This is a genomic window from Pedobacter sp. SYP-B3415, from assembly GCF_004138205.1.
Classification (GTDB): Bacteria; Bacteroidota; Bacteroidia; order Sphingobacteriales; family Sphingobacteriaceae; genus Pedobacter.
The window spans coordinates 1-25,719 of the sequence record NZ_RXNQ01000031.1 but is presented as its reverse complement, the minus strand read 5'-3'; the positions used below and the strand labels follow the sequence as shown (position 1 = coordinate 25,719).

At 49.0% G+C, this 25,719-nt stretch carries 19 protein-coding genes and 1 tRNA gene; 10 read left to right on the top strand and 10 right to left on the bottom strand.

All coding sequences use genetic code 11. The features are described from left to right. Positions 1 to 17 precede the first annotated feature (17 nt). Genes EJV45_RS10460 through EJV45_RS10440 form a run of 5 tightly spaced genes read left to right on the top strand, consistent with a single transcriptional unit; the run spans position 18 to position 10,142 of the window. Positions 18 to 1,223 (top strand): Pycsar system effector family protein, encoded by a 1,206-nt coding sequence (locus EJV45_RS10460; protein ID WP_129715628.1) that lies wholly within the window; start codon positions 18 to 20, stop codon positions 1,221 to 1,223. 2 nt (positions 1,224 to 1,225) lie between these two features. After that, complete coding sequence (gene ppk1 / locus EJV45_RS10455) at positions 1,226 to 3,277, top strand: polyphosphate kinase 1 (protein ID WP_129715627.1); 2,052 nt, start codon at positions 1,226 to 1,228, stop codon at positions 3,275 to 3,277. A 2-nt stretch (positions 3,278 to 3,279) separates the two neighbouring features. After that, positions 3,280 to 4,134: an SdiA-regulated domain-containing protein gene (locus tag EJV45_RS10450; protein ID WP_129715626.1), complete on the top strand. Its 855-nt coding sequence runs from the start codon at positions 3,280 to 3,282 to the stop codon at positions 4,132 to 4,134. Next, complete coding sequence (locus tag EJV45_RS10445; RefSeq protein WP_129715625.1) at positions 4,135 to 7,743, top strand: BamA/TamA family outer membrane protein; 3,609 nt, start codon at positions 4,135 to 4,137, stop codon at positions 7,741 to 7,743. 17 nt (positions 7,744 to 7,760) lie between these two features. Further along, positions 7,761 to 10,142, top strand: a complete 2,382-nt coding sequence (locus tag EJV45_RS10440) for a GAF domain-containing protein (protein WP_129715624.1) — start codon at positions 7,761 to 7,763, stop codon at positions 10,140 to 10,142. On the opposite strand, the gene EJV45_RS10435 is transcribed toward EJV45_RS10440, so the two are convergent. Both EJV45_RS10435 and EJV45_RS10430 read right to left on the bottom strand, forming a co-directional pair. Continuing rightward, positions 10,132 to 10,938 (bottom strand): amidohydrolase, encoded by an 807-nt coding sequence (locus EJV45_RS10435; RefSeq protein WP_370291346.1) that lies wholly within the window; start codon positions 10,936 to 10,938, stop codon positions 10,132 to 10,134. The genes EJV45_RS10440 and EJV45_RS10435 overlap by 11 nt on opposite strands. Then, positions 10,938 to 12,101 carry a methionine aminotransferase gene (locus EJV45_RS10430; protein WP_129715623.1) on the bottom strand — a complete coding sequence of 388 codons (1,164 nt, stop codon included), beginning with the start codon at positions 12,099 to 12,101 and terminating at the stop codon, positions 10,938 to 10,940. Before EJV45_RS10430 ends, EJV45_RS10435 begins: the two co-directional genes overlap by 1 nt. A 123-nt stretch (positions 12,102 to 12,224) precedes the next feature. On the opposite strand from EJV45_RS10430, the gene EJV45_RS10425 reads away from it, so the two are divergent. Beyond that, positions 12,225 to 12,995 carry a queuosine precursor transporter gene (locus tag EJV45_RS10425; RefSeq protein WP_129715622.1) on the top strand — a complete coding sequence of 257 codons (771 nt, stop codon included), beginning with the start codon at positions 12,225 to 12,227 and terminating at the stop codon, positions 12,993 to 12,995. A 484-nt stretch (positions 12,996 to 13,479) separates the two neighbouring features. Here EJV45_RS10425 and EJV45_RS10420 read toward each other — a convergent pair whose 3' ends face one another. The 7 genes from EJV45_RS10420 to EJV45_RS10390 form a co-directional block, all read right to left on the bottom strand. Then, positions 13,480 to 14,619 (bottom strand): cytochrome-c peroxidase, encoded by a 1,140-nt coding sequence (locus EJV45_RS10420; protein WP_129715621.1) that lies wholly within the window; start codon positions 14,617 to 14,619, stop codon positions 13,480 to 13,482. A gap of 3 nt (positions 14,620 to 14,622) precedes the next feature. After that, positions 14,623 to 16,155, bottom strand: a complete 1,533-nt coding sequence (locus EJV45_RS10415) for a DUF6850 family outer membrane beta-barrel protein (protein ID WP_129715620.1) — start codon at positions 16,153 to 16,155, stop codon at positions 14,623 to 14,625. Continuing rightward, complete coding sequence (locus tag EJV45_RS10410) at positions 16,156 to 17,490, bottom strand: DUF4876 domain-containing protein (protein ID WP_129715619.1); 1,335 nt, start codon at positions 17,488 to 17,490, stop codon at positions 16,156 to 16,158. It abuts the gene before it with no gap. A 3-nt stretch (positions 17,491 to 17,493) separates the two neighbouring features. Then, the gene (locus tag EJV45_RS10405) at positions 17,494 to 20,175 is read right to left on the bottom strand and encodes a carboxypeptidase-like regulatory domain-containing protein (RefSeq protein ID WP_129715618.1); all 2,682 of its coding nucleotides are present in this window, start codon (positions 20,173 to 20,175) and stop codon (positions 17,494 to 17,496) included. 76 nt (positions 20,176 to 20,251) lie between these two features. Further along, positions 20,252 to 21,610 (bottom strand): MATE family efflux transporter, encoded by a 1,359-nt coding sequence (locus EJV45_RS10400; protein WP_129715617.1) that lies wholly within the window; start codon positions 21,608 to 21,610, stop codon positions 20,252 to 20,254. Between the two features lie 47 nt (positions 21,611 to 21,657). Further along, positions 21,658 to 22,299: a helix-turn-helix domain-containing protein gene (locus EJV45_RS10395; protein ID WP_129715616.1), complete on the bottom strand. Its 642-nt coding sequence runs from the start codon at positions 22,297 to 22,299 to the stop codon at positions 21,658 to 21,660. Between the two features lie 141 nt (positions 22,300 to 22,440). After that, the gene (locus EJV45_RS10390) at positions 22,441 to 22,617 is read right to left on the bottom strand and encodes a histone H1 (protein ID WP_129715615.1); all 177 of its coding nucleotides are present in this window, start codon (positions 22,615 to 22,617) and stop codon (positions 22,441 to 22,443) included. Between the two features lie 290 nt (positions 22,618 to 22,907). Between EJV45_RS10390 and EJV45_RS10385 the strand changes: the two genes are divergently transcribed. From EJV45_RS10385 to EJV45_RS10375, 4 genes are all read left to right on the top strand, one after another. Then, positions 22,908 to 22,980, top strand: a tRNA-Lys gene (locus EJV45_RS10385). Between the two features lie 347 nt (positions 22,981 to 23,327). Beyond that, positions 23,328 to 23,705: an Arm DNA-binding domain-containing protein gene (locus tag EJV45_RS19640; protein WP_240755251.1), complete on the top strand. Its 378-nt coding sequence runs from the start codon at positions 23,328 to 23,330 to the stop codon at positions 23,703 to 23,705. Further along, complete coding sequence (locus tag EJV45_RS10380; RefSeq protein WP_240755250.1) at positions 23,663 to 24,511, top strand: site-specific integrase; 849 nt, start codon at positions 23,663 to 23,665, stop codon at positions 24,509 to 24,511. The genes EJV45_RS19640 and EJV45_RS10380 overlap by 43 nt, the downstream gene beginning before the upstream one ends. A gap of 378 nt (positions 24,512 to 24,889) precedes the next feature. Then, positions 24,890 to 25,234, top strand: a complete 345-nt coding sequence (locus tag EJV45_RS10375) for a hypothetical protein (RefSeq protein ID WP_129715614.1) — start codon at positions 24,890 to 24,892, stop codon at positions 25,232 to 25,234. A gap of 42 nt (positions 25,235 to 25,276) precedes the next feature. On the opposite strand, the gene EJV45_RS10370 is transcribed toward EJV45_RS10375, so the two are convergent. Further along, the coding region (locus EJV45_RS10370) for a transposase (RefSeq protein WP_165305032.1) at positions 25,277 to 25,719 on the bottom strand (443 nt) is incomplete at its 5' end.

Here is a 25,719-nt window from a genome sequence, read left to right as displayed (position 1 = left end):
TCCTGTATATTTAGCACATGAATTACCCTGAATTGCTCGAAGGGATCAGGCAGGAAATTGCGGGCCGGTTTGCGGTTGCCGCCAATGCTGACCTGGTTTATCATAACCTCTCACATACAGAGTCTGTTGTTCGCCATGCTTCTGAACTGGCCGTACATTATAAATTAAACGATCAGGATTTTTTTGTTGTCATGGCTGCCGCCTGGTTCCATGATATCGGCTACCTCACTAACGTCGGGGAACACGAACTTCAAAGCGCGGCCGATGCGAAAGCATATCTGCAGCGCCTGTCGGTACCCGTAGGAACCATTGAAGCGATCGAACAATGCATCCTGGCTACCAGGATACCGCAAAGACCGGAAACGCTTGTTGAACAAATACTTTGCGATGCAGATCTTTTTCATCTTGGGACTGAGGATTTTAAAGAGCGGAACCGGGTGATGCGTAAGGAAGCACAATTGTGCACGGCGCAGACAATTGATAAAGATAAATGGCGCGAAAAGACCATCGCGTTGCTCCGTTCGCACCGTTACCACACGGATTATGCCCGGCAAAAACTGGAAGCCGGAAAAGCGCGTAACCTGAAGCGGCTCGAAGCGCGTGCCGAAAAGTTAGCCGAAACAGCCGGTAAAGCTGCGCTGGCGCCTGCGCCGGAGATACAAGCCGCGGAGCCCAATAAAAAGTCAAAGTCTGACCGGCCGGAGCGGGGGATCGAAACCATGTTCCGCATCAGTTCGGGCAACCATCAGCGTCTGAGTGATATGGCCGATAACAAGGCCCATATTATGATTTCAACGACGTCGATCATCTTGTCAATTGTAATCAGTATTCTGCTGCGTAAGATCGAAGACGAACCGCAAATGATCATTCCGACCCTTTTGCTGCTGCTGGTTTGTGTGACAACAATGGTTTTTTCCATCCTGGCCACCAGGCCTTCGCTTCCGCGTGGCGTGTTCAGTCATGAAGACATCGAGCAGAAAAAGGTAAACCTGCTTTTTTTTGGGAATTTTTATCGCATGAGCCTGGACGATTACAGCATGGGCATGCATAAGATGATGGATAGTAAGGACTTTTTATACGGAAGCCTCATCCGCGATGTGTATTCGCAGGGCGTAGTGCTTGGTCACAAATACCGTTACCTCCGCGTGGCCTATAATGTGTTTATGTTTGGCATCGTCGCCGCTGTGCTCGCCTTTATTATCGCTGCCTTTGCAGACTATTGATTATGACAAGGCCGGTATTTTACAATCGTGATTTGAGCTGGACCGGTTTTAACGGCCGGGTGCTGGAAGAAGCGGGCAAGCCTGGCGTTCCGTTAATGGAAAGAATTCGTTTTCTGTCTATATTCTCATCGAATCTCGACGAATTTTATCGCGTGAGGATGCCTGTTGTTATGGCGCTGCACGCCAACGGCCGGGATAAGCGTGCTGTCGAAGAAAACGTTCAGGCGCGAATAACTACACGCATATCTGCACAGCAGGCCCGTTTTGGCCAGATCTTGTCCCAAACGATTATACCTGAGTTAAATGAACTTGGCCTGAGTTTCCATTATGGCAGCGAACTTCCTGAAGCGCTGCTGCCATCGCTTCGCGCTGTGTTCTTTAATGAAATTCTGGGCTTACTGCAAGTTTCAAAGGTAGAGTCGGGGAAACAGCTTCCGCCGGTAGCCAATAACAGGATTTGCCAACTGGTCGTAACTGCCGACAGGACCGGTGCTGAATGCCTGTATCAGGTTTATGTGCCGGCAGAGGAGGCGGGCCGCTTCGTCAAAGTCACAACCCAGGACAGTGAGCACATTGTTTTTATCGAAGACATTATTCGTTCTTTCCTGCCTGCCCTGTTTCCTGATCATGCCATAAACGGCGCATACAACATGAAAATAACGCGCGATGCCGAGCTCAACATTGCTGAGGAATATGGCGAGCGCCTGCCGGATATCCTGGAAGCGCGGCTGCAGCAGCGTGAACTTGGAACGGCCACCCGGCTTTTGTATGAACCGGGTATCAGCATGCGTCATCTCTACGCCCTTATAGCCGCATCGGGTCTGGAAAAGGCTATGGTGGTTGCCGGCGGCCGGTATCATAATCTTAAGGATCTTGCTGCCTTACCGGCAGGAGGCAGGGCTGCATCGTATCCGGTGCAACAGCCTGCCGAAATACCTGATCTAACTGCTGCAGAGCGCCTTCATAAGGAGATTGAAAGAGGAGACCTGTTGATCCACACTCCATACCAGGATTATAGTCCGGTGCTGCGCTTCTTTAATGAGGCGGCGACAGATCCCGATGTCCTGGAAATATCAGTAACGCTGTACAGAGTTGCCACCCAGTCGAAAATTGCCGGAAGCCTGATCACTGCGGCCAGGAACGGCAAACGCGTTACGGTGCTTGTTGAACTCAAGGCGCGGTTTGATGAGGCGAATAACATCAGGTGGGCGAAGACAATGAAAGCCGCCGGCGTGGCGATTGTGTACAGCCGCTACGATCAGAAAGTGCATGCAAAGGTTGCTTTGATCAGGCGGCGGAATAACGCAATGCCCTATCTGGGCCTGATGGCAACCGGTAATCTGAATGAGACGACAGCCAGGTTTTATACAGATCATATTCTGCTTACCGCTGATCAGGACCTCCTTATGGGCTTAGGTGATTTGTTTGCGTTTCTGCGTTCAGGAAAACAGGCAGCTGTACCGCATTTTTCAGAGCTCCTGGTGGCCGGATTTAACCTGCAGGAACGATTTATGGAGCTTATAGATGGCGAGATCAGTGAAGCCACGGCCGGCAGGCCGGCGCGTATCGTGTTGAAGATGAACAACCTGGAAGAACGTAAGCTGATCTCAAAGTTGTATGAAGCATCAGCCGCAGGCGTGCACGTACAGTTAATCATCAGAAGTATTTGCTGTCTTATTCCGGGTATACCGGGGCTTAGTGAAAATATCACGATTCGCCGTATTGTAGGCCGATACCTTGAACACGGGCGGATCTTCATTTTCGGCATGGGCGCTCGCGAACAGTTGTTTCTTGGTTCTGCAGACTGGATGAACCGCAATATTTACAACCGAATCGAAGTTTGTTTTCCGCTGAAAGATGCCCGCCTTAAAGAAGAGATTAACGAAATGATCAGACTGCAGCTGGCGGATAACCTCCAGGCAGTTACGCTGGACAGCGAGTTGGAGAACATTCCCATGGCCGTCAGTCAGCAACCGGTCGACTCGCAGGCAGCAATTTATCAATTCCTTGCTCAAAGTACGGTGATTAAAGAAACGCATTCAACGACACCTTGATTATGAAGCTTCGCTATCTCATCTATGTATATCTGCTTTCCTTTGGCGTAACAGCCTGCCGGGAAAAGGAAACATTCACATCGCCGGCAGGGTATGACCTTAATAAGCCGGAAAAGTTCGTCATGCCCGAAAGCCTGCTCGAGATTTCAGGGATCTGCTTTCGCCCGGGCCAGTCTGACACAATCTATTCGATACAGGATGAAGAGGGAAGGCTTTTCCGTCAGCAGTGGGGGGTGAAGGCCCAGAAAAACAGCCGCTTTGCCGGCGACGGCGACTATGAAGATGTAACATTCCTCAATGAGCATTTTTTTATTTTGAAGAGCAATGGTCAGATCTATAGCCTCCCCGCGTCCGCAACCGCGGTACCTGATGGGGAAGAAGCCAGGATACACAAAAAGCTCGTCCCAAAAGGTGAGTATGAGGGCCTGTATGCAGATCAGCATGAAAAGCGATTATACATGCTTTGTAAAAACTGCAAGGGGAGCCAGGCTGGAAGCGCAGGCGGGTATGTGCTTACGCCTAATGCTGCCGCAGATAGCATTACTGTTACGGGTCAGTTCAGTGTGACCGGCGTCCAGACGGGGGCCAGCAAGAAAAAAAAGAAACCGGAACCGTTCAGGCCGTCGGCGCTTGCCCGACATCCGGTTACGGGCGACTGGTTTATTCTTTCCTCGTTTAATAAACTTATCGTTGTTGCCGGGGCAGACTGGAAAGCAAAAAGCCAGTTTGCCTTAGACGGAAGTGTTTTTAATCAACCTGAAGGCATCGCTTTCGACCCGTCAGGAAACCTTTACATCTCCAATGAGGGGGCTGAGATAGAGGCCGGCAACATCTTAAAATTCAAATATCACCCATAAATGTATAAATGGATCCTTATCGGCCTGTTTTGTTTGCCCGGGTTGCTGCGGGCGCAACGTCTGCGCGTTGAGCAGCGCGTAATCCTGATTGGCGATGCCGGTGAAATGGACCGGCAGCAGGGCGGAGTGATCACAACAGCGCTTGAAAAAGTGATAGCAGGAAGGACCCGGGTCATGTATCTTGGTGACAACATCTATCCGCGGGGCATGGGCTTACCGGGCAGCAGAGAACGCGCTGAAACGGAAGCGATCCTCCGGTCACAGTACCAGCCTTTCAGGGCGGCCGGTGTCCCTGTGGATTTTATTCCGGGAAACCATGACTGGGACCGGATGGGAAACAAGGGCCTCGCCAAGGTGCGCGCGCAATGGTCTTTCCTTGAAAGTCAGCATGATTCGTTACTCCGGGCTATCCCGGCCGACGGATGTCCGGGGCCGGAAGAAATACCTGTGGGCAAGGATCTGGTTATTGTGGCTTTCGACAGCGAATGGTGGCTTTTTCAGCATGAAAAAGAAACGACCGCCGACTGCGACTGTCGCACAAAGGACCAGGTAACAGAAAAATTGGAGGCACTTTTTTACAAAAATCGTAATAAGGTCATCCTGCTGGCCATGCACCATCCTTTCCAGACTTACGGCCGGCATGGAGGTTACTACAACCTTAAAGACCATTTGTTTCCTTTTACAGCCATCAGCCCTAAGCTGTATATACCCTTGCCGGTAGCCGGTTCGCTGTATCCCTTTTTAAGGCGAACCTTTCCGAACCCGGAAGACAGGCCACATCCGCAGTACCGGGAAATGATCAAACGTGTGGACGGGGTTTTCTCCGGTTTTCCGAATTTGGTCCACGTATCAGGTCATGACCACGGCCTGCAGCTGATAAAGAAGGGTGATGATTTACAGGTGGTGAGCGGCTCAGGTGCAAAACACAGTTTTGTGGCGCGGGGAGCCAATAGTTTGTACGGGTCGGTATTGCCAGGTTTTGTTACTGCAGACCTGATGAGCGATAAATCACTTCAGCTGACTTATTATGCACAGACCGACTCAGGTTTCAGGGAGGTTTTTGCTTATAACAAGCCATACAGCCAGACGCAGTCAGCTGAACAGGCCATATACCGTTCGTTTACGCAGGATAGCATGAGGCGTGCATTACTGCCCCGGTATGACAGCGTTGGCCGTTTTCACCGGCTGCTATTCGGCGAAAATTACCGCCGTGAATATGCCCAGGTCACAACGCTGCCCGTTATCCGCATCTCTGAAGCCTTCGGCGGATTGCGCCCGCTTAAACCTGGCGGGGGGCACCAGTCGAGGTCGTTACGTCTGGCAGATTCTGCCGGCCGCGAGTATGTTCTGCGGAGCGTTCAGAAATATCCGGATGTGCTGATCCCTGAGCGCCTGCGCGAAACATTTGCAAAAGACATCGTTGAAGACCAGATGTCGGCACAGCATCCGTTCTCGGCACTTGCTGTGCCGCCGCTGGCAGCCGCTGCCGGTGTTCCCCACAGCAATCCCGTTATCGGGGTGGTGGCACCTGAAGATGCACTGGGTATTTATAATAAAACATTCGGTGGTATTGTAGCCCTCCTTGAAGAGCGGGAACCAGCGGGAAAGTCAGACAATACGCCAAAAATGCTCGACGCCCTTAACAGCGACAACGACAATACCATAGACCGTTCCGGGTATCTGAAAGCCCGCCTGCTTGATGTGCTCATCGGCGACTGGGACCGCCATGGCGACCAGTGGCGCTGGGGTTACACGAAAGACGGGAAAAACAAACATTATTTTCCTGTTCCGCGCGACCGTGACCAGGTCTTCTATAAATCAGAAGGCCTTGTCGTCAGGTACGCTACAGCAAAATCTCTGCTTCCTTTTATGCAGGGATTTGCTGAGGAGATCAAAGATATCAATACCAATCTTTGGGAGGCCAGGCAGACAGACTCGAGGATTCTCGTCCCTATGCCACTCGAACAATGGCAGTCCACGACACAATCGTTTGTAGACGCCATGACAGACCAGGTTTTTGAGGCAGGGCTGCGCAGGCTTCCGCAACCGGCTTACCAACTGCGGTACAAAGAACTGTTTGATACGCTGCAGGCCCGCCGCGCCATCCTGCCCGATGAAATGAACAAGTTTTACCGCTTCATCAACAAAATAGCAGACATCCAGCTGAGCGATAAAAATGAAGCAGTTTCCCTGACGGCGATGCCGGACGGCAGCGCCAGTCTGTTGGTTCGCAAAATCAATAAAGAAGGGCAGCTTAGGGATTCGCTGGTCAGCAAGTCATTCGACCCGCAGATTACAAAGGAGATAAGGCTTTACCTGAACAACGGAAAAGACAGCGTGCATGTTGATCTGGACGGCTCGCCGGTCAGATTGCGGATCATAGCAAAAGGCGGGGATAAGAAATTTGATATGGCATCCGCCGGAGGCGATATACGGTTGTACAAAACGACAGCTGCAGCCAGGCTGACAGGTCCGGCGGTATCCAGGCTCCGGATTACGTCATCAGACGACAGCCTGAATACAGCTTTTGTACCCGTTAATCTGTATCATGTGCCGGTTTATTTATTAAACGCCGGCCTGAACCTGGATGACGGGCTGCTACTCGGTGCCACGTATAAATATACCCGTCAGGAAGGCTTTAGAAAAGAGCCCTTTGCCAGTTCGCACCGCTTTACTGCCCTGCACGCCTTTGCAACTGAAGCCTTCCAGTTTAAATATAATGGCGAATGGACCCAACTGCTTGGAAAAGCAGATCTGCTCACCCAGCTGAATATAAAAGCGCCAAACAATACAATGAACTTTTTTGGCAGGGGCAACGAAACACCATTTGACCGTAGGGGCGATTACAAAAGATTTTACCGTACGCGGTTCAACTTATATACGCTTGAAACTGCCCTGCGCTGGCGGCAGGGTGCAAACAGCCAGCTGTTTGTCGGGCCGTCTCTTCAGTACTATCATCTTGATCCTGAGGAAAATGAGGGGCGTTTCATCAGCAGGGCTTCATCACTTGGCTCTTATGACAGCCTGTCTGTCGGGCGAAACAAAATGCATGCCGGGCTGAGTCTGCATTACCTGATGGACGGGCGGAATAACCGGCTGCTTCCGCAATGGGGTGTGTATGTCAGCTTTCGGGCCGAGGCCTGGGCAGGCCTAACCGGTGGCGCGCGGTCTTACGCACAGATTATGCCGCAGCTGGCGCTCTATAAGAGCCTGAATATGCGCGGGTCAATTGTGCTTGCTAACAGGACCGGCGGAACCTTCGGCATAGGTCATGCTGCCTTTTATCAGTCAGCTTTTCTGGGTGGACAGGATAATTTGTTAGGCTTTCGTCAATATCGCTTTGCCGGCCGGCACAGTTTGTATAATAATTTGGAAATGCGCGTAAAATTAGCGGACTTTGCGAGCTATATTCTGCCTGGGCAATTCGGACTGATCGGTTTTTATGATACCGGGAGGGTTTGGGAACCCGCAGAAGCTTCATCTAAATGGCACTATGGCCTCGGCGGAGGACCATACTTTGCTCCGGCACAAATTGCGGTCGTCAAATTCCTGATGGGTCATTCGGAAGAAGGCTGGTATCCATACCTGACGGTGGGGATGCGTTTTTAATTTGAATCAGCTGCGTTATGCAAAATAAGATCTTAAGTTTGCGCAAATTTATTTACGAGGATCAGGCACCTTACTGCGCCATCCAGTCAAACCTAAGTTTTGCCCCCTTTGTCAGACACCTCAAACAGAAGGTGGCCGGCGTTCCTCATCCAAAATCTAACTTTTACCGGTACGCGCTGGCCAAGCTGGCTGAATATCCGGAGCTTGAGAAAACGCTTTCCATTGAGCAGGCTGCATCTTATACAGATGTACTGGATGTGATCTACACCGCACTTTCGCCCTTACTTACAGATGAGGAGACTCAGTTGTGGGCGCTCTCGGCACCCGGCGAGGCAGAATTCTTTTATGGCACCAACGCCTTTTATGAAACGATTGATGCCATAGCGCAAACGGGCGGCAATTTTTCGCTCATGAACCAGAACAAAGCCGAAGAAAAGAAGATGATGAGCCTGTACGGCGTTATTGCCGAACGGCTGTTCAACGTCAAAACCGGCATGTACAGCAGCATGGTTCACCGCATCATTGACAGCAAAACCGGGCTCGAAACCTATTACCGGCTTAGTATTGACTGGCGGTTTGTCGATGTTTATACCGATGAAACACTTGCGCAGCCGGGTCTGGACCTGATCGAGGAATTTATGCGTGGCGATGTCGATGCACTCGCTATGGCGCGCGAGCGTTTCCCGCTTGATAAATTCAGGTTTGAGGGCTTTTGTGCGATCACGCTAAAGGATGTGACCGCCGAATACGCCTTGGATGCGGTGAAAAACATGATTATATCACATAATGATTGTGATACTTCAAGCAACAAAAACCACCTGGAAGCAGCCCTCCAGACCTTGTTCGGAAGCAACCGGATACGCTTCAATCTGCTTCCGTTCTTTAACATTAACGGGAAGCCGCTGCTGCGCAATAATTTTGGTCTGCATAGCGTGATTTATGACCTGGTCGGCGATGAAACAGAAAAACAATCGGTTTATGAGCAGTTCGTAACGGAATACATTGCCAACCCGCGCAGGCTGATCTTTCTGGATATTTCTGAGAAACAGCAGGCAGACAGTCCGGTCCTGACCCTGCTGGCGGGCGTGGGCAGAATCCGTTCATATGCGCTGTTTCCTTTTTATTACAGCAACCGCTTTGTCGGCTGTGTGGAATTATACAGCAGGGAGCCTGCGGTATTCACGGCGGCCCTGCTGCCTACAATGGCTCATGCGTCAGACCTGCTTGCGCAGTTGCTTCAAAACATCATCCTTGACTTCGATACCGAGGTGTCAGCCGTGATTACAGACCAGTTTACACCGATCCAGGAGTCTGTAAGGTGGCGTTTTAACGAAGCCGCCTACAATTACCTGAATGAAATGTATAACGGCACGGCCAAACCCGTTATTGAACAGGTCGGCTTCCAGGATGTGTATCCCTTTTACGGCGCAATTGATATCCGGAATTCAACGATAGAGCGAAATGATGCGATCCGTAAGGATCTCTTCGAACACTTCAGGTTGCTTGGTGATACCCTTAAAGACATTAAAGGGCAGGTGCCGGAAGCGTTTAAGGACGATGTTATGGTCAACTTTGACGATTGGCTCCGCGATGAATTGTCAGAGATATCAGACCGTGTGGTGCTCAAACTTGATGACTACCTGCGGCTGCAGATGCTGCCCTTTTTACGCCAGCTGCGCGACACATACCCGCAGCTGCATCATGTTGTCGATGCATATTTCGAGTCTACACATCCGCAACGGGGCAGGGTGTTTGAGCACCGGCAGCGGCTGGAAAAAAGCATGCAGACCGTTAATCAGCTGATTGGTAGTAAACTGATTGATCTGCAGAAGGAGCTGAACGAGGTGTTTCCCGGTTACTTTGAGAAGTTCCGTACAGATGGTTATGAATTTGATATCTACCTTGGCCAGTCTATCGCGCCTGACCGGAACTTTGAACAGTCGTTCCCCGGGATATACCGGCTAAAACAGCTTCGGGCAATGGCACGTATTGCACAGGGTACGCACAAGCTTTTGCCGTACCTGCCAACGCCGCTGCGCACAACCCAGCTTATATTTATCTATGAGAACCCGATAGACATCAGTTTCAGGCAGGAAGAACAACGGTTTGATGTAGAAGGGAGTTATAACATCAGGTATCATGTTGTTAAAAAACGGATAGACAAAGTCCACATCAGGCATACTAACGAACGGCTTACCCAGCCAGGTACACTTGCACTTGTATATTTCAATGAATCTGATGCCAGGGAGTATCTGAATTACATACGCACGCTTCATTATGAAGGCCTGCTTGCCGATGAAGTTGAACAGCTTGATCTTGAAGAACTGCAGGGTGTTGACGGACTTAAAGCGCTGCGTGTCAGGGTGCTTGTAGAGGAAGATTCTGGCTCTAATCAATAATCTCAAAACGATCGGCATCTGCCAGAAAAGGAAACTGCCTGCGTATTTTGATCATTTCCTCATAATTAAGGGTCAGCGTATACATGTCTTCATCTTCCGGTTTATAGTAAACCGTATTTCCGTATGCGTCAATGCACATGGAATGACCGCTGTGATACACCTGGTTGCCATCATGGCCCACCCGGTTTACACCGATTACATAACTCTGGTTTTCGATCGCGCGGGCCTGGATTAACGAGCGCCAGTGCATGGATCGGCGGTCGGGCCAGTTTGCAACGAGCAATAAGATATCGTATTCGCCATCGACGTTCTGGTTCCAGGCCGGAAAGCGCAGGTCGTAACAGATGGCCAGCCTGATCTGCCAGCCCTTCAGCGCCACGATCACCTTTTCCTTACCGGCTGTATAATGCTGGTGTTCATCGCCCATGGCAAAAAGATGCCGCTTATCGTAATGGGCATACGTTCCGTCGGGCCGCATCCATACCATGCGGTTATAATAATGTTTATTTTCTTCAATGATGAGGCTTCCCGTAACCACACAATCGTATTTTGCTGCTGTTTCGCGCATCCAGCTGACGGTTTTTCCGTCCATCGGCTCGGCCAGCTGCGCCGCGTTCATGCTGAAACCGGTATTGAACATTTCCGGCAGAATAATGAGATCAGTTTTTTCCTTAATACCCATATTGAGTCGCAGACCGATATTCTGCAGATTCTTATCCGTATTTTCCCAGAACAGATAAGCCTGGTAAATGGTGACTTTTAAGTTGGGAATGTTCTGGTAGTCGGGATTTTCCATCATACAGCTTTGGTGTTTGTGTATTTAATAAGCTGGTCAACAGCCTTTTCCAGGGTCTCAGTTCGTTTGGCGAAACAAAAACGAAGCAGATGCTGATCGTTTTTGCCCGTATAAAATGCAGAGACGGGTATTGCGGCTACGCCGGATTCCCTGACAAGCTGCATGGCCATGTCTGTATCGTTGTCAGTGCTGATGTTTTCGTAAGATACGCATTGAAAATAAGATCCTGCGCAGGGAAGCAGCGTAAAAGCTGTCTGCTGAAGCAGGTTCCTGAACATATCGCGTTTTTCCTGGAAGAAACCGGCCAGAGACAGGTAGTGGCCAGGCTCTTTCAGGTATTCGTCTATAGCATATTGCATTGGTGTATTAACGCTGAAAACGTTAAACTGGTGTATTTTTCTGAACTCGGCCATGAGATGCGCGGGGGCAAGGCAATAACCAATCTTCCATCCGGTGGCGTGCAACAGTTTTCCAAAAGAGTAAATAACAAAACTGCGTTCACGCAATTCCGGATACGTGCATACGCTCAGGTGAGGTTTGCCATCATAAACAAGATGTTCGTACACCTCATCGCTTATAATCAGGATGTCTGTGTCTCTGATTAGTTTAACCAGCTCCTGCATGTCCTCATCAGAGAAAATTTTGCCGCTCGGGTTTTGCGGCGTATTGATGATGATCATGCGGGTTTGCGCACTGAAAAGTTTTTTCACCATGCTCCAGTCTATGCTGAAATCGGGTGCCTGCATCTGGTACGGTTTGACCAGTCCGCCAAACAGTTTTACAGTCGGCGCGTAACAGTCATACGCAGGTTCAAAAATGATCACTTCGTCTCCGGGCGCGATGACCGTGGCAAGTGCGGTAAAAATAGCCTGTGTACCGCCCGCGGTAATAGTCATTTCGCTTTCGGGATGATACTTTGCTCCATACAGCTGCTCAGTTTTTGCGGCAAGGCGCTCACGCAGGCTCATCAGTCCGGGCATGGGTGCATACTGATTGTGACCCGAACGCATGGCACGTTCCGTCAGTCTGAACAGCTCGGGGTCTGCATCGTAATCGGGAAAGCCTTGCGAAAGGTTAATTGCACCGTGTTCCATTGCCAGTTGTGACATGACGGTAAATACGGTAGTGCCAACCTGAGGAAGCTTCGATTTGAGTGTGATCATGAAAAACGAATGTACTACTTTCTGAACGCATTGACAAAACCACGCTCCGGACATGCCGACAACCAGACAGCGGGTACTGATTTTTCCCGATTTGTTTCTTATTTTTACTAACCATTCATAGCTATGACATTTAAAACCAAAGAGAGCAGGCTGCTCCTCATCCTTGGCGGCATCCTGGTTGCCAACGCCATTCTTTCTGAGTTTATAGGCGTAAAACTGTTTTCTGTCGAGGAGACTCTGGGTTTTGAAAAATTTGATCTGAACCTCTTCGGCGTAAAAAACCTCTCATTTGTCATGTCGGCAGGTGTACTCACCTGGCCCGTTATTTTTATCATGACCGATATCATCAACGAGTACTTTGGCGTAAAGCAGGTGCGGTATCTCTCTGTCCTTACATCGATCCTGATCGCCTATGCGTTTTTTGTGGTCGGTGGTGCGATGAAACTGGCCCCCGCAGATTTCTGGGTGAACCAGCAGATAGACGGAAAGGCAGTCGACATGAACAGGGCATTTGCGGGCATTTTCGGCCAGGGAATGTGGATCATTGTGGGGTCGATTGTTGCTTTTCTGGTTGGGCAGTTCGCCGATGTACTGATCTTTCACCGGATTAAACGGCTAACGGGCGAAAGAGCGCTGTGGCTGCGCGCCACCGGGTCTACACTGGTATCGCAGCTCATAGACAGTTTCGTCGTTATTTTTATCGCTTTTTATTTAAACCCGCAGTATGACTACACCTGGAAGATGGTGGCGGCGATCGGGTTGGTAAACTATACCTATAAGTTTGTCATTGCTATTCTCATGACACCGATTCTTTATGTGGTGCATGGCATTATCGACCGTTTTCTTGGCAAAGACCTGGCGCATAAAATGGTGCAGATGGCGGCGAGGAAGTAGGTTTAATTAGTAGTTCGTAGTAAGTACATAGTAGTTAGATGGGGGCCATTGCCAGATATGAGATGTGAGATATGAGTCCTGAGACAGCAGAATTCCCCAGCCGGTTAGGGCGTTTGAGGGGTTAGGCGCCGTGGTCTTTCATCTTGGTTCTTTTTTCTTTACTCGCATTGCGGGGTTCTGCGCTCCCCCGTCGTCATCCCGAACGCCAGCGGAGCGCGGAGGGATCCCGCTTTTCGATCGCTTTAGCTTGTGATTGTGCGCCACCAGTTGCATAATCTTTTGTGATAGTATTACTTGTCTTGAGAAGATATCAGAAAAACGGCCGGTACTGATTCGTCGCAGGAGATCCCTCGCCGTTGCGATTCCGGAGGAAAGGGATTGCGTAAACGCGCTTGGGGATGACGGCGTGGGGCATGGGCAGCGGCCCCGGCGGCTGAAAGGGTTCTGTGCCCAGACTTAATGACCCGTGGTGGGAATCCTCAGACTATTTCGGCAACTTCTCCATGCGCACCACGACCGGGATCGAATTGAGCGAGCTAAGGAAAGCAACGATTGCATTTTTCTCGCTGTTGCTTAGACGCAGGCCGCGAAGCAGTTTGTCATTCTTAGGAAGGAGCGGATCGTTTTCCTGCTCAGGGCGCACCCGCTGCACAGGCATACCGATATTGTACATGTTCAGCACGCCGTCCATGTTTGGAAATAAACCATTATGGAACCACGGGGCGGTACGCATCACGTTACGCAGTCCCGGCGTTTTGAACCGGCCAACATCTTCCGCTTTTTTGGTGATGTCGTAAAGTCCGAGGTCCTCATACTTGCGGCCATAATAGGTAAGTCCGAGGTTGTGGAACTGTTTATCAGTAAACATCGGACCATTGTGGCAATTGATACAGCGGGCTTTGGTACGGAAAAGGTGTAAGCCAACAACCTGTTCATCGGTCAGCGCATTTTTTGTGCCGGTAATAAACCGGTCGAAATCGGTACGGCGGCTTACAATCGTCCGCTGGAAAAGCGCGAGGCTTTCAAAAATGCGTTTATTCGTAATCTTCGCTGAACCAAAGGCTGCCTGGAAATAGGGTTGATAACCTTTTATTTTTCCAATCTTCTTAGCAAGCTCCTTTACATCCTGATGCATCTCGTTATGTGCCGCGATCGGACTTTCGGCCTGATCTTCAAGGGCACCCGCACGGCCATCCCAGAACAGCCTGTCTGCATACCACACGTTTTCTAAAGATGGCGCATTACGTTTATTCGGTTGGTGGTCATGACCTACAGAAACCTGGCGGCCGTCTGCCCAGTTCAGGTCGGGCACATGACAGCTTGAGCAGGAGATCTGGTTTGATCCTGAAAGGCGCGGATCAAAAAAGAGGGTCTTGCCCAGTTCGACAATTTTTACGATCGAATCAATCTTCAGGCTGACCGGCGAAGGCAGGAGGGGAGCGAGCTCTTCAAACTTTACACCAGGGTCTACGTTGGCTTTGGGCCAGAACTTCGACGGACCAGAATACAGCTTACGCAGCGAATCGACCGGGATCGGATCATCATCGCGGTGTTCACTGCCGCGAAAAGAAATAAATGCAAGGACGGAGAATGAGAGCAGTAAAGCGGCAAAAACCCTTTTCATGGCTTAAAAATACAGATTTATACTGAAATTGCTGAAAAAACGGTCTTTGCCAGGGTTGGTTGCCGCATTAAGTGGCTTGTATGTCTGCTTCCATTTCGAAAGATAAGATCCGTTGAATGAAAAACCGGTACGCAGTCCGGGAACGATGCGGCCGGTAACAATTTGAAGTCCGAAATCAACAGAGAAGTTGCCGCTGGTGGCATAGGCAAAGTCAGGATAAACTACACCGCGGCTAAAAGCTGTTTCCTGGGAACCCGGAACGCTCATACTGTTATCGGGGGACCAGCCGAAGCGTCCGCCCAGATCCGCCCGAAGTCTTTCCCCGCGTTTGAGCCGACCAAGTACGCCGGCCCGGATGCCCGCCTCAAGCCTGGTATAATCGACCAGATGGGAACTGACGATGTCTTCATGCGCGGTTGCAAGGTAGGCAAATGATAATCCGAAATCAGGAACAAACATTGCCGTTCCCTGCATCTGCACCGAATAATTCAGGGCAGCCTGCGTTCTGTCATAGTAATAGTTTGACCCGCCTTTTGTAATGTTGAAATCCTGTCCATTCTCGGCAATGGCAGTAACCTCCAACTGATGGTTTAACCGCCCGCCGGTGTGCGTCATGATAAGCCGGGCGTCAATTTTGTCCATGTCGAAGCGACCGATATCTGCCGTAGCTGTTGACCGCTCAAGTCTGATCATATTGGTTTCGGCCCGCTGTTCATAGCATAGTGAACCCATTAAAGACAAATGTGCACCTGTAAAAATGTAACCTGCTTCGGCGCCGGTGTTGCGCAGCCTTCGGCGGAAATCCTGGTTCCCCTGGCGGATGGCAATGAGGCCATAGCCCTGCATCAGGTAATTGACCCTGTCGGGATAGGCAGCGCTTCCGCGATAGGTAATACTTTTGAACGTAAGAATGTTCTGTTCATCGCCGTAACCCCAGATTGCGCCCGCGTAAAGTACACTGTTACCCAGCTGATAACTAAGCTGCGGGCGTAATTTAAGCGAAAATGCGTTTACCTCCGGACGCGGATCAACCGATCTGGTCGAAGTTTTGAAATCATAGTCAATACCAGAGCCGATATTCAGTTTTCCCGGAACCAATGCATACAGAAGCATACCGGATAAATGATATGCGGTACGCTCAAAAGGTCCGGGTTTGATTGATCCATAATAGTATGGCTGCTCAAAATCTTCGGTGCCTTTCGCACTCCAGGCAAGGCTATCCTGATAACTTCGCGTAAGGCGGATTTTTCCAAATGTTCGAAACCGCTTAAACGTGTTAATTCCCTGAATACCGAGCAGCGCCTGCTGGTCACGAAACGGCTGCTGTGCCTTTCTGAAAGAACCCTGCGTAAGGCCATAGCCCACATCGATCGTAGCTGTTGAGGTATCCCGGAAATTAGCCAGTCCGGCAATATTTGATGTCTGGTACCCGTACTGACGCAAAGCCAGCGGATTCAGATAAATACTGTCAGCCGGGGTTTGTGCAAAACCACCGGCCGACAGGATCAATAACAAGATGATATAAAGAAATTTCAATTACTTAAATGCGTTTTTTGACGGGTCGGCTTTGTCTAATTCTGTAAAGTCATTTTTCGAGTTATTCGTATCCTGCAGTACGCGGCGGCCGTTTATTGTTTTTGCCGTTTTGCGAATCAGCGACTGTGATGAGTACTGTCCTTTTGATACAAACGTAAATCCGGCATCAAGATTAGCCTGTAAACGTTGCGGAAACTGGTTGTTAGCAAGCGGGGGCTGAACCTCTACTGCATCAAGGACAACAGCATGCGGAATCTGAAGATATAGCTTGGTGTCTGCAGTTACACTGGTGATATCAGGTGTAGCAAATTTTCCAAATGTAGCAATGTTCTGAGGCGCTTTCGCAAGGAAATAAGAATCGCGGCCTGTTGCATCAAAGATCAGGTCACGGTCGCCACGTAAGATTACGGTTAAATTTGGAACATTCGGATTGTTAATGTCTGAATTCAATGGATTCACACCCGGTTGATCGCCTACATACACTTCAAAATCAGCACCGCTCAGATCAACGGTTAATTCGGGATCTCTTACCGTGATTTGTGTGCCTGTAGCGCCAATGTAGGCCCCCTTGTGATTTAGGGCTGTTGCTGCAATGATAAGGCTGGCACCAGGCTGAACAGGATGCTGTTTGCCCGTTCCCGGAATCATGAACATTGAGCTTGCGTAGATATAATCGGTGTTTGCTTTGGTATTGTTCATACCTACAGATTTGCTCCAGTCAAACTGGCCGCTTGGCAGAATGTATGATCTCGTAAAGTCGATAGCAGTTTTCCTGGTCGGGATACCATGAGCCTGACCAAAACAAAGGCTGTCAGCATACAAAACGGTGTTTGAATTGTTGTAGATCTCTACGAAACAATCGCGAAAGGTGGCACCGTCACGCGCGTTTGAACCGGCATAATAGATTTGTTTCATTAACCAGTCGCCAATTCTCCCGGTTTTCAGCTCAAGTGAAAGGCTGTTTTCCAGATTGATAAGCGGCTGCGACTTTGCGCTGGCATTGTATACAATGTCCGCATCGGTGGTAATTCCGGTAGCCTGTGTATAGGCAGCTGCGGCGACGGTCAGGGTTGCCTGCACATCGTATGCACCCGGCATGATGTCGTTCAGAACCACATTACCGTTGGCATCTGCGGCAGCTTCAAATGATTGCCCGTTCTCAACATTCTGTACCGTTACCTTAGATTTTGAAAGGTCAAAGCCATAAGCAGCGGCACTTGCTTCAACCTGTAGTTTTAAGTTCAGTTTAACAGGTCGCACGTCACCGGTCCGATCCTTTTTACAGGCTGCAAGACCTACAGCAATAAAGAGAAGTAAGAATAGATTTTTTCTCATGATTTAAAATTTGAAAGATAATTCGGCACCTACACTGATGGGCTCATTAAATACGTAAAGCTGATTTGTTGAGTCATCATAATAGCGCGGTTGTATATTCAGAACATTGTATGCATTGAGTGAGAAGCGGATTCTTTTTTTAAATTCTTTAGACAGCCGCATGGAAAGATTTGCATAAGGCCTGGGCAGGCTCGCAAATGAATCATTGGCCTGCGCCAGTCCGAGGTGCCCGTAATCCGCATTCGCTGGATCAAAAGTGCTTATCGGGTACCGAACCATATTTTTGTCCAGATAAGCTACAGGCACGCGGGAGCTGAGCGTTTTAGTCTCGTCTTTCCAGGTCATATCTATAAGCGCAGATACGACCAATCCGAGCCGGGGTATGTGCGTATTCGTATTGATACGTGAAACAAGCGACCACTTATCAAAAGAATTTGCCTCGTAAATAGCGTACCAGGCTTTCCGGCCTTCCCTGATAAATATTTCATTTGATACCGATGCGCGTTCGCCCGCGTTTCTATAGGTGCTGTAGCCAAAGACTGTGTTAAATGATAGACTTGTCTGGATGACATCTATCTTTTTTGTGCTGACCAGCCATTCGACACCGGAATTTTTCGAGTCGACCAGATTTCCAACTTCAGAAATCTGAAGACCGGGCCAGATACTGTCTCTGCCCGCGGGAACGTAACCCGGCTTGCCTTGCGGATTCGGTACGGCATTATACAGCGCAACCGTAAGCGGATGATACATGGATTGGGTTGTAAAACCGCGGGTGTTAATCTTATGATATGCAGTTATTGAAGTGGTAAAGAACGGTTTATTTAACAACACACCCAGTTCTGCCTGTTGCGAACGTCCTGGCTTCAGGTTACTGTTATCCGGTACATGGCGCCACGTGTGCAGCAGGTACAGGCTGTTCCTTACATCGCCGGTATAATAGTCGATAAGCGGCAGGTCAATATATGTCGGCCCGGGATAACGGTAAGCCAGCGACGGTGCTTTAGTGGCTATACCATACGCTGCATTGATCCTGATCCCTCTGCCCAGATCCAGGTTGGTGTTTACCCTGGGCTGTAAGCTGGCGTAGCCGTTCTGAAAGTCCAGCCGCAACCCCGCAGATGTGTTCAAAGTTTTCCCGAAAAGGCTAAGCTTAAAGCGATCCTCCACATAAGCGCCGGTATTTACAAGGGCGGGGACCAGTTCAAAATTATAGGGACGTTCATTGCGGTTCTGCGAGTTGGGCAGTCGCGGGCGGTTGGGATCTGCCAGCACACCCTGACCGGCATTAGACGAACGGGAAAAACTTAAGCCCAGGCTAACAGCGTGTTTAATGTTGCCGGTACTGAAACCTGAAAGCAGATCAAGACCACCGTTTATGTTGATCGGCCGGCCAATAATATGGTCTACTGCAGTATAGGTACCCGGAATGTAAAAACCTTCATAAGTGCCGGTGGTGTCTTTTCCGCCCATGCCTTTCGGACTTCCGTTGAGGTAATAATCTGCATAACTTTCGCTGTAAGACCGGTCGAACCCGATTGTCAGATTGATAGATTTAAGGTAACTGTGTTCAAATGTATAACTTGTACGGTTGCCAACGCGAACAGAGCGGGCTTTTGAATACGTGCGCCGCAGACGGTCATCATCCGGATCGGTCTTTGCGTTATCAAACTTCTCACTGAGGTCTATAGAAAAGTTATTTTTCAATCCTTTAGCGAAGTAAGAAGTCCACATCACGCCGCCATTCAGACGGCTGTAACTTTTCATTTTGTCGCGCGGGTCGTTGTTGCTGAGCAGATAATTCAGGTTTACATTGATGGCGCCGGCCTTTTTATTCAGAACAAAACCCTTTGAAAGCGAGGTATTGGTCGAACCGCCATTAAATCTTGCTGAAAACTGATAAGGCGTACCGCCAGCCTGTCTGTTGATGATGACTGCACCATCTGTCATATCCCCGTACTTAACCGGTGCGATGCCCTGAATAACCTCAATGCTTTCAATATTATCGGCCGGAATATCGCGCAGGTCAATCCCGCCAAAGGTAACATCATATTGCCTGTTATTGCGGGAGTCATTGAGCACACCGCCACCCACACCGAAGGTGCCGATGTTGCGGCTTTGCATGTTTGCGTTGTTGGTTTGAACAATACCGTCTACGACAATGCCGATACCCATGGCATTGTTTCGTTCGGCGGCTCCGTCAACGTTTCCCCTCAATGTGAGATTCGTCGGCCCCTGCAAATCAAGCGGAACTATTTTTTTTCCGGGCAGGTTGTTGAGAATATCTGTAATACTAAACGCCTGAACCTGCTCGATGGCCTGGCGGTCGAAAATGATTGATGTGTTTGAAGAGGCATTCTTTCTTACAAAGTTGACTTCTACCTCCCGGAGATTCAGGTCGAGTGTTTGCATGCTGAACTCGATCAGTTGTTGAGCTGGCGTTATGATCGAATCGACAGTTTTGTAGCCCACTGCCGTAATGCGCAGCTGCACCTTGCCCTGACCCGGGGCCGAAATGCTGAACATACCATTTTCGCCGGCATAGGTGGTTTGCCCCGATTCAGGCAGTGTGACGGTAGCAAATGCAATTGCACCCTTTGGACCGGAAATACGGCCGCTTATGCGTTGCTGCCCAAAAGAAAAGATAGAGATGATCAGAAAAAACAGCGTAAAAATTAATCTTCTCAATGCAAGTAAAGTCTAATCCGGCACAAAAGTGCGCAAAAACCTGCAAAAAGGAAGAAATTATTTAGAATTAATCTAGTTAAGCTTGAAGCAACTTTTTCGTGCGGCTTTGAAATCTTAAAAACAGCAGGATCGAAGCTGTAATTAAGCCGAGCACCAGGCCATACCATATTCCGCTGATTCCCCAGTCCAGATAGATTCCCAGCAGATAACCAACCGGTATGCCAACTACCCAGTAGGAGAGAAAGGTAATGACGGTGGGGATATTAACATCGCCGATGCCGCGCAGCACCCCGAGGCCCACAACCTGGGTGCCGTCAAACAGCTGGAAAAAACCCGCAAGAATCAGCAACTGACTGGCGATGGTAATCACAGACATATCTGAAGTATAAGCGTAGGGCAGGAGTGTATTGGCCAGCATAAAGATCAGGGCCGTACAGGTCATAAATAACAGGGTAACGTGGTAGCTGGCAATTGCCGACCGGCGCAGGTCTGTAAAGGCCTGCCTGCCGAGATTGGTCCCGGTCTTAATCGTAGCCGCCGCGGCGATACCGCTGGCCATCATATAGGTAATGGAGGCCAGGTTGATGGCCACCTGATGGGCCGCCTGTTCAACCGCGCCCAGCGTACCGGCAAGAATCGCAGCACCGCTGAATGCGCTGATCTCAAACAGGTACTGAAGCGCCACGGGCATACCCAGCTTCACGATGCGCAGGCTGCGTGTACGTTCAATCAGACCCAGTTTGAAACCGGTCAGGTAAGTTTTGAAGTGTTTGGAACGCATCACATAGGTAAACATCACCACCGCCATCAGGCAGCGGTCTATCAGCGTGCTCCAGCCTACACCGGTTACACCCATCGGGGTAATACCGAACATGCCCTTTACGAAGATCACCCCCAGGATCACGTTAATTACATTACCCCAGATCGATACCATCATGGCCTGTTTGGTAAAGCCCAGTCCTTCGGTGAACTGTTTAAGGGTTTGAAAGATGAGCAGCGGAATAATGCTGATACCCAGCAGGCCGAGGTAGGGTTTTGCATAGGCCACCACCTCCGGACTCTGGTCCAGGTGATCGATGATGAGCAGCGTACCAAAATGTACAAAAAGATAAAGTAGAATCCCGGTGAAGATATTGATCATCAGGCTTACCGAAAGAAGTTTTCCGCATTCTTCATGGTTCCGCTCGCCGTTTTCGCGGGCCACGAGCGGCGTTAAACCGTTTGAGATGCCGAGGCCAAAAACGAGCACCAGCATAAAAACGCTGTTCACAAGCGAGACGGCAGCCAGTTGTACCGTGCCGGCAAAGTGCCCGACAATGACACTGTCGGCCAGGTGAACCAGCGTATGCCCTAGTTGTGAAACCACGATAGGCAGCGCGAGGTGCAGGTTTTCCCTGTAATAAGATTTATAGCGATTATATAAAGTCGGGATCATAAGGGCACAAAGATCGCGAATTCCCCTGTCACCCGGTACTCATTTTTTTATGAGGCTTGCAAGCCCGCTGCCTGCGTAAAATATTCTTCTTTTTCTGAGGTATGGGGCAGGAGCACACCGGCCAGGATCAGGCTGACAAGTATTTTTTGCGTTTTGCGGTAAGAGGCGCGGATCAGTTTGCTGAATTGTTTGAGGGTGATGCGGCCGTTTTCTTCGAGGTAGGTAAGGAGTTTGCGCTCATTGTCAGAATAAACGATTACCTGGTCCTGCGGCTGCGAAGACTGTTTGAGCACATCAACGATAATTTTGCTGGCCAGGACCGTTTTGTCCTGAATACGGATATAGGCCCACCACTTGCCGTGCTCGTCGAGTGCATAATGTGGTTTGGTATCGCTTTCGGGGATGTCGGCCACGAGGACGAGTTTATCATCGACATAAACTTCTTCGAAATGAATGTCGACCGCCGGCCGGCAGAACTGGCTGGCCGATTTTTCAAGCATATACCGTTCTTCATCTTCAGATTTGAGGCCTTTGATCCGGCCATCGTCGGCCACACCGACCAGCAGTTTTCCGCCCTGGTTATTTGCAAAGGCAACGAGGCTTTTGGCGATCTTTTCATTGCTGGTGATGGTCTTTTTAAAATCGAGGGTCGTTCCTTCTCCCTGGAGGATGAGCTTCTTGATATTCATGACGCTACAAGGTAGTGAAATAATGTGAACGTGACAGCGCTAAATGCGAAGCTGAGATGGGAATGACGGAAGAGGTGGGGGGGCGGAAGAGGCAAAAAAAAAGGCCGGTTGTTCGAACCGGCCTTTTTGGGGACACAAAGATTATTTTGCGTTTTTCTTTTCAGTAACTTCAGAACGGATTTCCTGAGCAAGCACTTTCAGATCTTGCATGCCTTTACGAACACGGGTTCCTGCAGCTGCATTACCTGCGTTATAGAATTTCTCTACGTCGGTTTCGATTGAAGCAACGAGTGCTTTCACTTTCTCGAATTTTTCCATATTTATCTGTTTTAATTTTTTTCAATAATAGCCAAAGAATGTTATTTCCGAATGATTTTTGTGTTTTTTTTATTTATTGTAACCAATTAACTGAAAATGAGATTTATGCAAACGAGATAAAGTGCCTTTTCCCGCGGGATGACGAAGCGCTTCCCCCCGTGGCGGGCATGAAAAGGGCATTTCCTGTGTGTTTAAGAATTGAGTTTTAAAGGATGCACGAAAATCTTTTCACATTTATTTCGCATTAATAAAAGAATAAATCTATATTTGCACTCCCAAAAACGGGAAATGATTCCGTAGCTCAGCCGGTAGAGCATAACACTTTTAATGTTGGGGTCCTGGGTTCGAGTCCCAGCGGGATCACTGAAAAACACCTCAAAATGGCTTAGAACCCTGCAAATGACATCATCTGCAGGGTTTTTTGTTTTTGGACTGTGCCAAAATTTGCACCAAATCGCATCCTTGAGGTGTCTGATTCGGTGCTTCAGAACTGCGCTGATTTTCGCACCACCGAATAGCTTGTAAGACATTGTATATCAACATTTTTTGCAGCTAAACATCTTGATGGAGATTGGTAGCAAATCGATATTTGTATCGTGCAAAAAGGTTCCCCTTGAACGCGATACAGCTCGCTCCCGAAGGTCGGGACGCGATTTGTTCACCTTTTATCGATTGCATTTATGCGAATCAATTTCCATCTGCTCTTCTACATGAAGAAGCAAAACATTAAAAAAAGTGGCTCAGGCCCAATTTTTCTCCGTATCACTGTTCAGGGTCAGCGGACGGAACTGAGTACCGGCCGGGTATGTTCTGAAAAGCACTGGAACACCAAGACAGGCAGGCACACCGGAAAGTCTGAACACGCGAAGTCTTTCAACACCTATCTCGATCAGTTGCAAGGACGCATGTATGAAGCCCACAGGCGTTTGCTGGATCAGCAAGAAGAAGTGACTGCCCGAACCCTGCGGGACGAATTTTTAGGCCGGGAAAAGCCAAAACCCGAAACGCATACGCTGTTGAGGCCATTGCCGACCACAACGACAAAATGCAGGCGTTGGTCGGTAAGCAATACGCCATCGGTACCCTGAGCCGTTTCAAGGCATTAGAGGCACATGTGCGAGCATTCCTGGTCACTAAAAAACTCAAAGACATTGACATTCGCCAGGTGGATCAGCGGCTAATTAGTAACTTTGAGTTCTACCTGCGCAGCAGCCAGGACTGCGCCAACAACACGACGGTGAAGTATTTAAAGAATCTGGGTAAGATCATTCGCATCTGTCTGATGAACCAATGGATTGACCGCGATCCGATGCTGGGCTACAAGCTGCGCTCTGAAAACGTGGAAAGACCGTTTCTTACTGCCGACGAACTGGAACGAATCCATCAGATCCAGTTTCACACCCCCCGCCTGGGCCAAGTCAGGGATGTGTTCCTGTTCTGCTGTTACACCGGATTGTCTTATGCCGATGTGGTCACGCTGTCGCTGAAAAACATCCAACCTGGTGTAGATGGTCATCAGTGGATCTTTGCCAACCGGACAAAAACCGGAACACGTTCGGCTATCCCATTGCTGCCAAAGGCGAAGGTGCTGCTTGAAAAGTACCAGGATGATCCCTACTGTCAAAGCCGCGACAAGTTGCTTCCGGTCACGTCAAACCAGAAGCTTAATGAATACCTGAAAGAGATTGCCGAACGCTGCCACATCAATAAAGTGCTGACCATGCACATTGCCAGGCATACCTTCGCTACGACAGTAACGCTGCAAAATGGTATACCAATAGAGACCGTATCAAAGATGCTCGGGCATACCAGCTTGCGAACCACACAGATTTATGCGAAGGTGTTGGATAGTAAGATTGGGAAGGATATGGAAAGCTTGAGAGGGAAGTTTTAGGACAAGGAGTGCCCGGCTTTGCCCGGCACTTTTTATTTTTGATAATGTTACAATTGTGAAAGCCTTAACGCTGTTACAGTTTTATTGATATTTAAGCTATCTTGGAAAGTCATAAATGAAAATACCTGTTGAGCAGCGAGGCCTAAAAATCTATCAATGTATGTCGCTGTAATTGGCACTAACGCTGTAACTATCTTAAAATTACGTTTTGAAAATCAATGAGAAAGGAGGAGGAATATGCCAGTAAGACTCTTGTATTTGTCTATACTGATCCTTTTCTGCTTAAACTTCAGTGTTAACGCTCAAAAGATTGAGAGCTATGATTCTAAAGGGAGTATGGTCTTGAAGGTTGTCCGCGATAATATTATTGCCGATAAAATGAAGGACTCGACCGCGATTTACAGCCTCTCAATTGTGATTTCCGTCACAAAACAGAGAAAGAAGCTGAACGTCGCAACGGAGTTAAATAACGAACAGGTCAGGTCTTTCTTTGTCGGGACCGAAGCGCTCAAAAAACTTGACTATAACAAGTTGATGAAAGGCAGGAAAGAATCGAAGTTTGTGGTCAGCGCATACATTCTAGTGTATGGCTCCCGAAGTGATAGGGTGGTCAAACTATCGGATGTTCCTGCCGCTCTTAAGTTTCTTTTTGTACAAAATCAGGCAGACCAGGAGAACTTAGGTACCGTGCTACTTGAGGTTGATAAGAAAGTATATCATTAGGGGAGTGTAACGCGAACTGTGTCAGTTCTAAATTAACGCCTCTCAGAAGCCTCTGTTCTCCTGAAGAATTCTGTCACCAAATTTAATGTATAATTGCGAGAATGCCAGTCCCCAGTTATGGATTGGCATCGTCCATTTCTTGCTGATGTTTTTAATGACCAGGTACATGAGTTTCATCAGCGCCTGTTCAGAAGAGAAAGCCCCTTTGGTCTTGGTAATTTTACGGATCTGGCGGTGTACGCCTTCAATCGGATTGGTGGTGTAAATGACCTTTCGGATCACCTGGTCGTATTCAAAGAACGCCGAGAGGTTGACCCAGTTGTCCAGCCATGACTTGCAGCTCAGGGGATATTTCTTGCCCCATTTTTCTTCAAACTCTAGCAGTCTTTCATATCCCTGCTGTTCGTTATTTGCCTGATAGATAGGTTTCATGTCGGCCATTACGGCCTTTTTATCTTTCTCAGGAACATAGCGCATGGACGAAC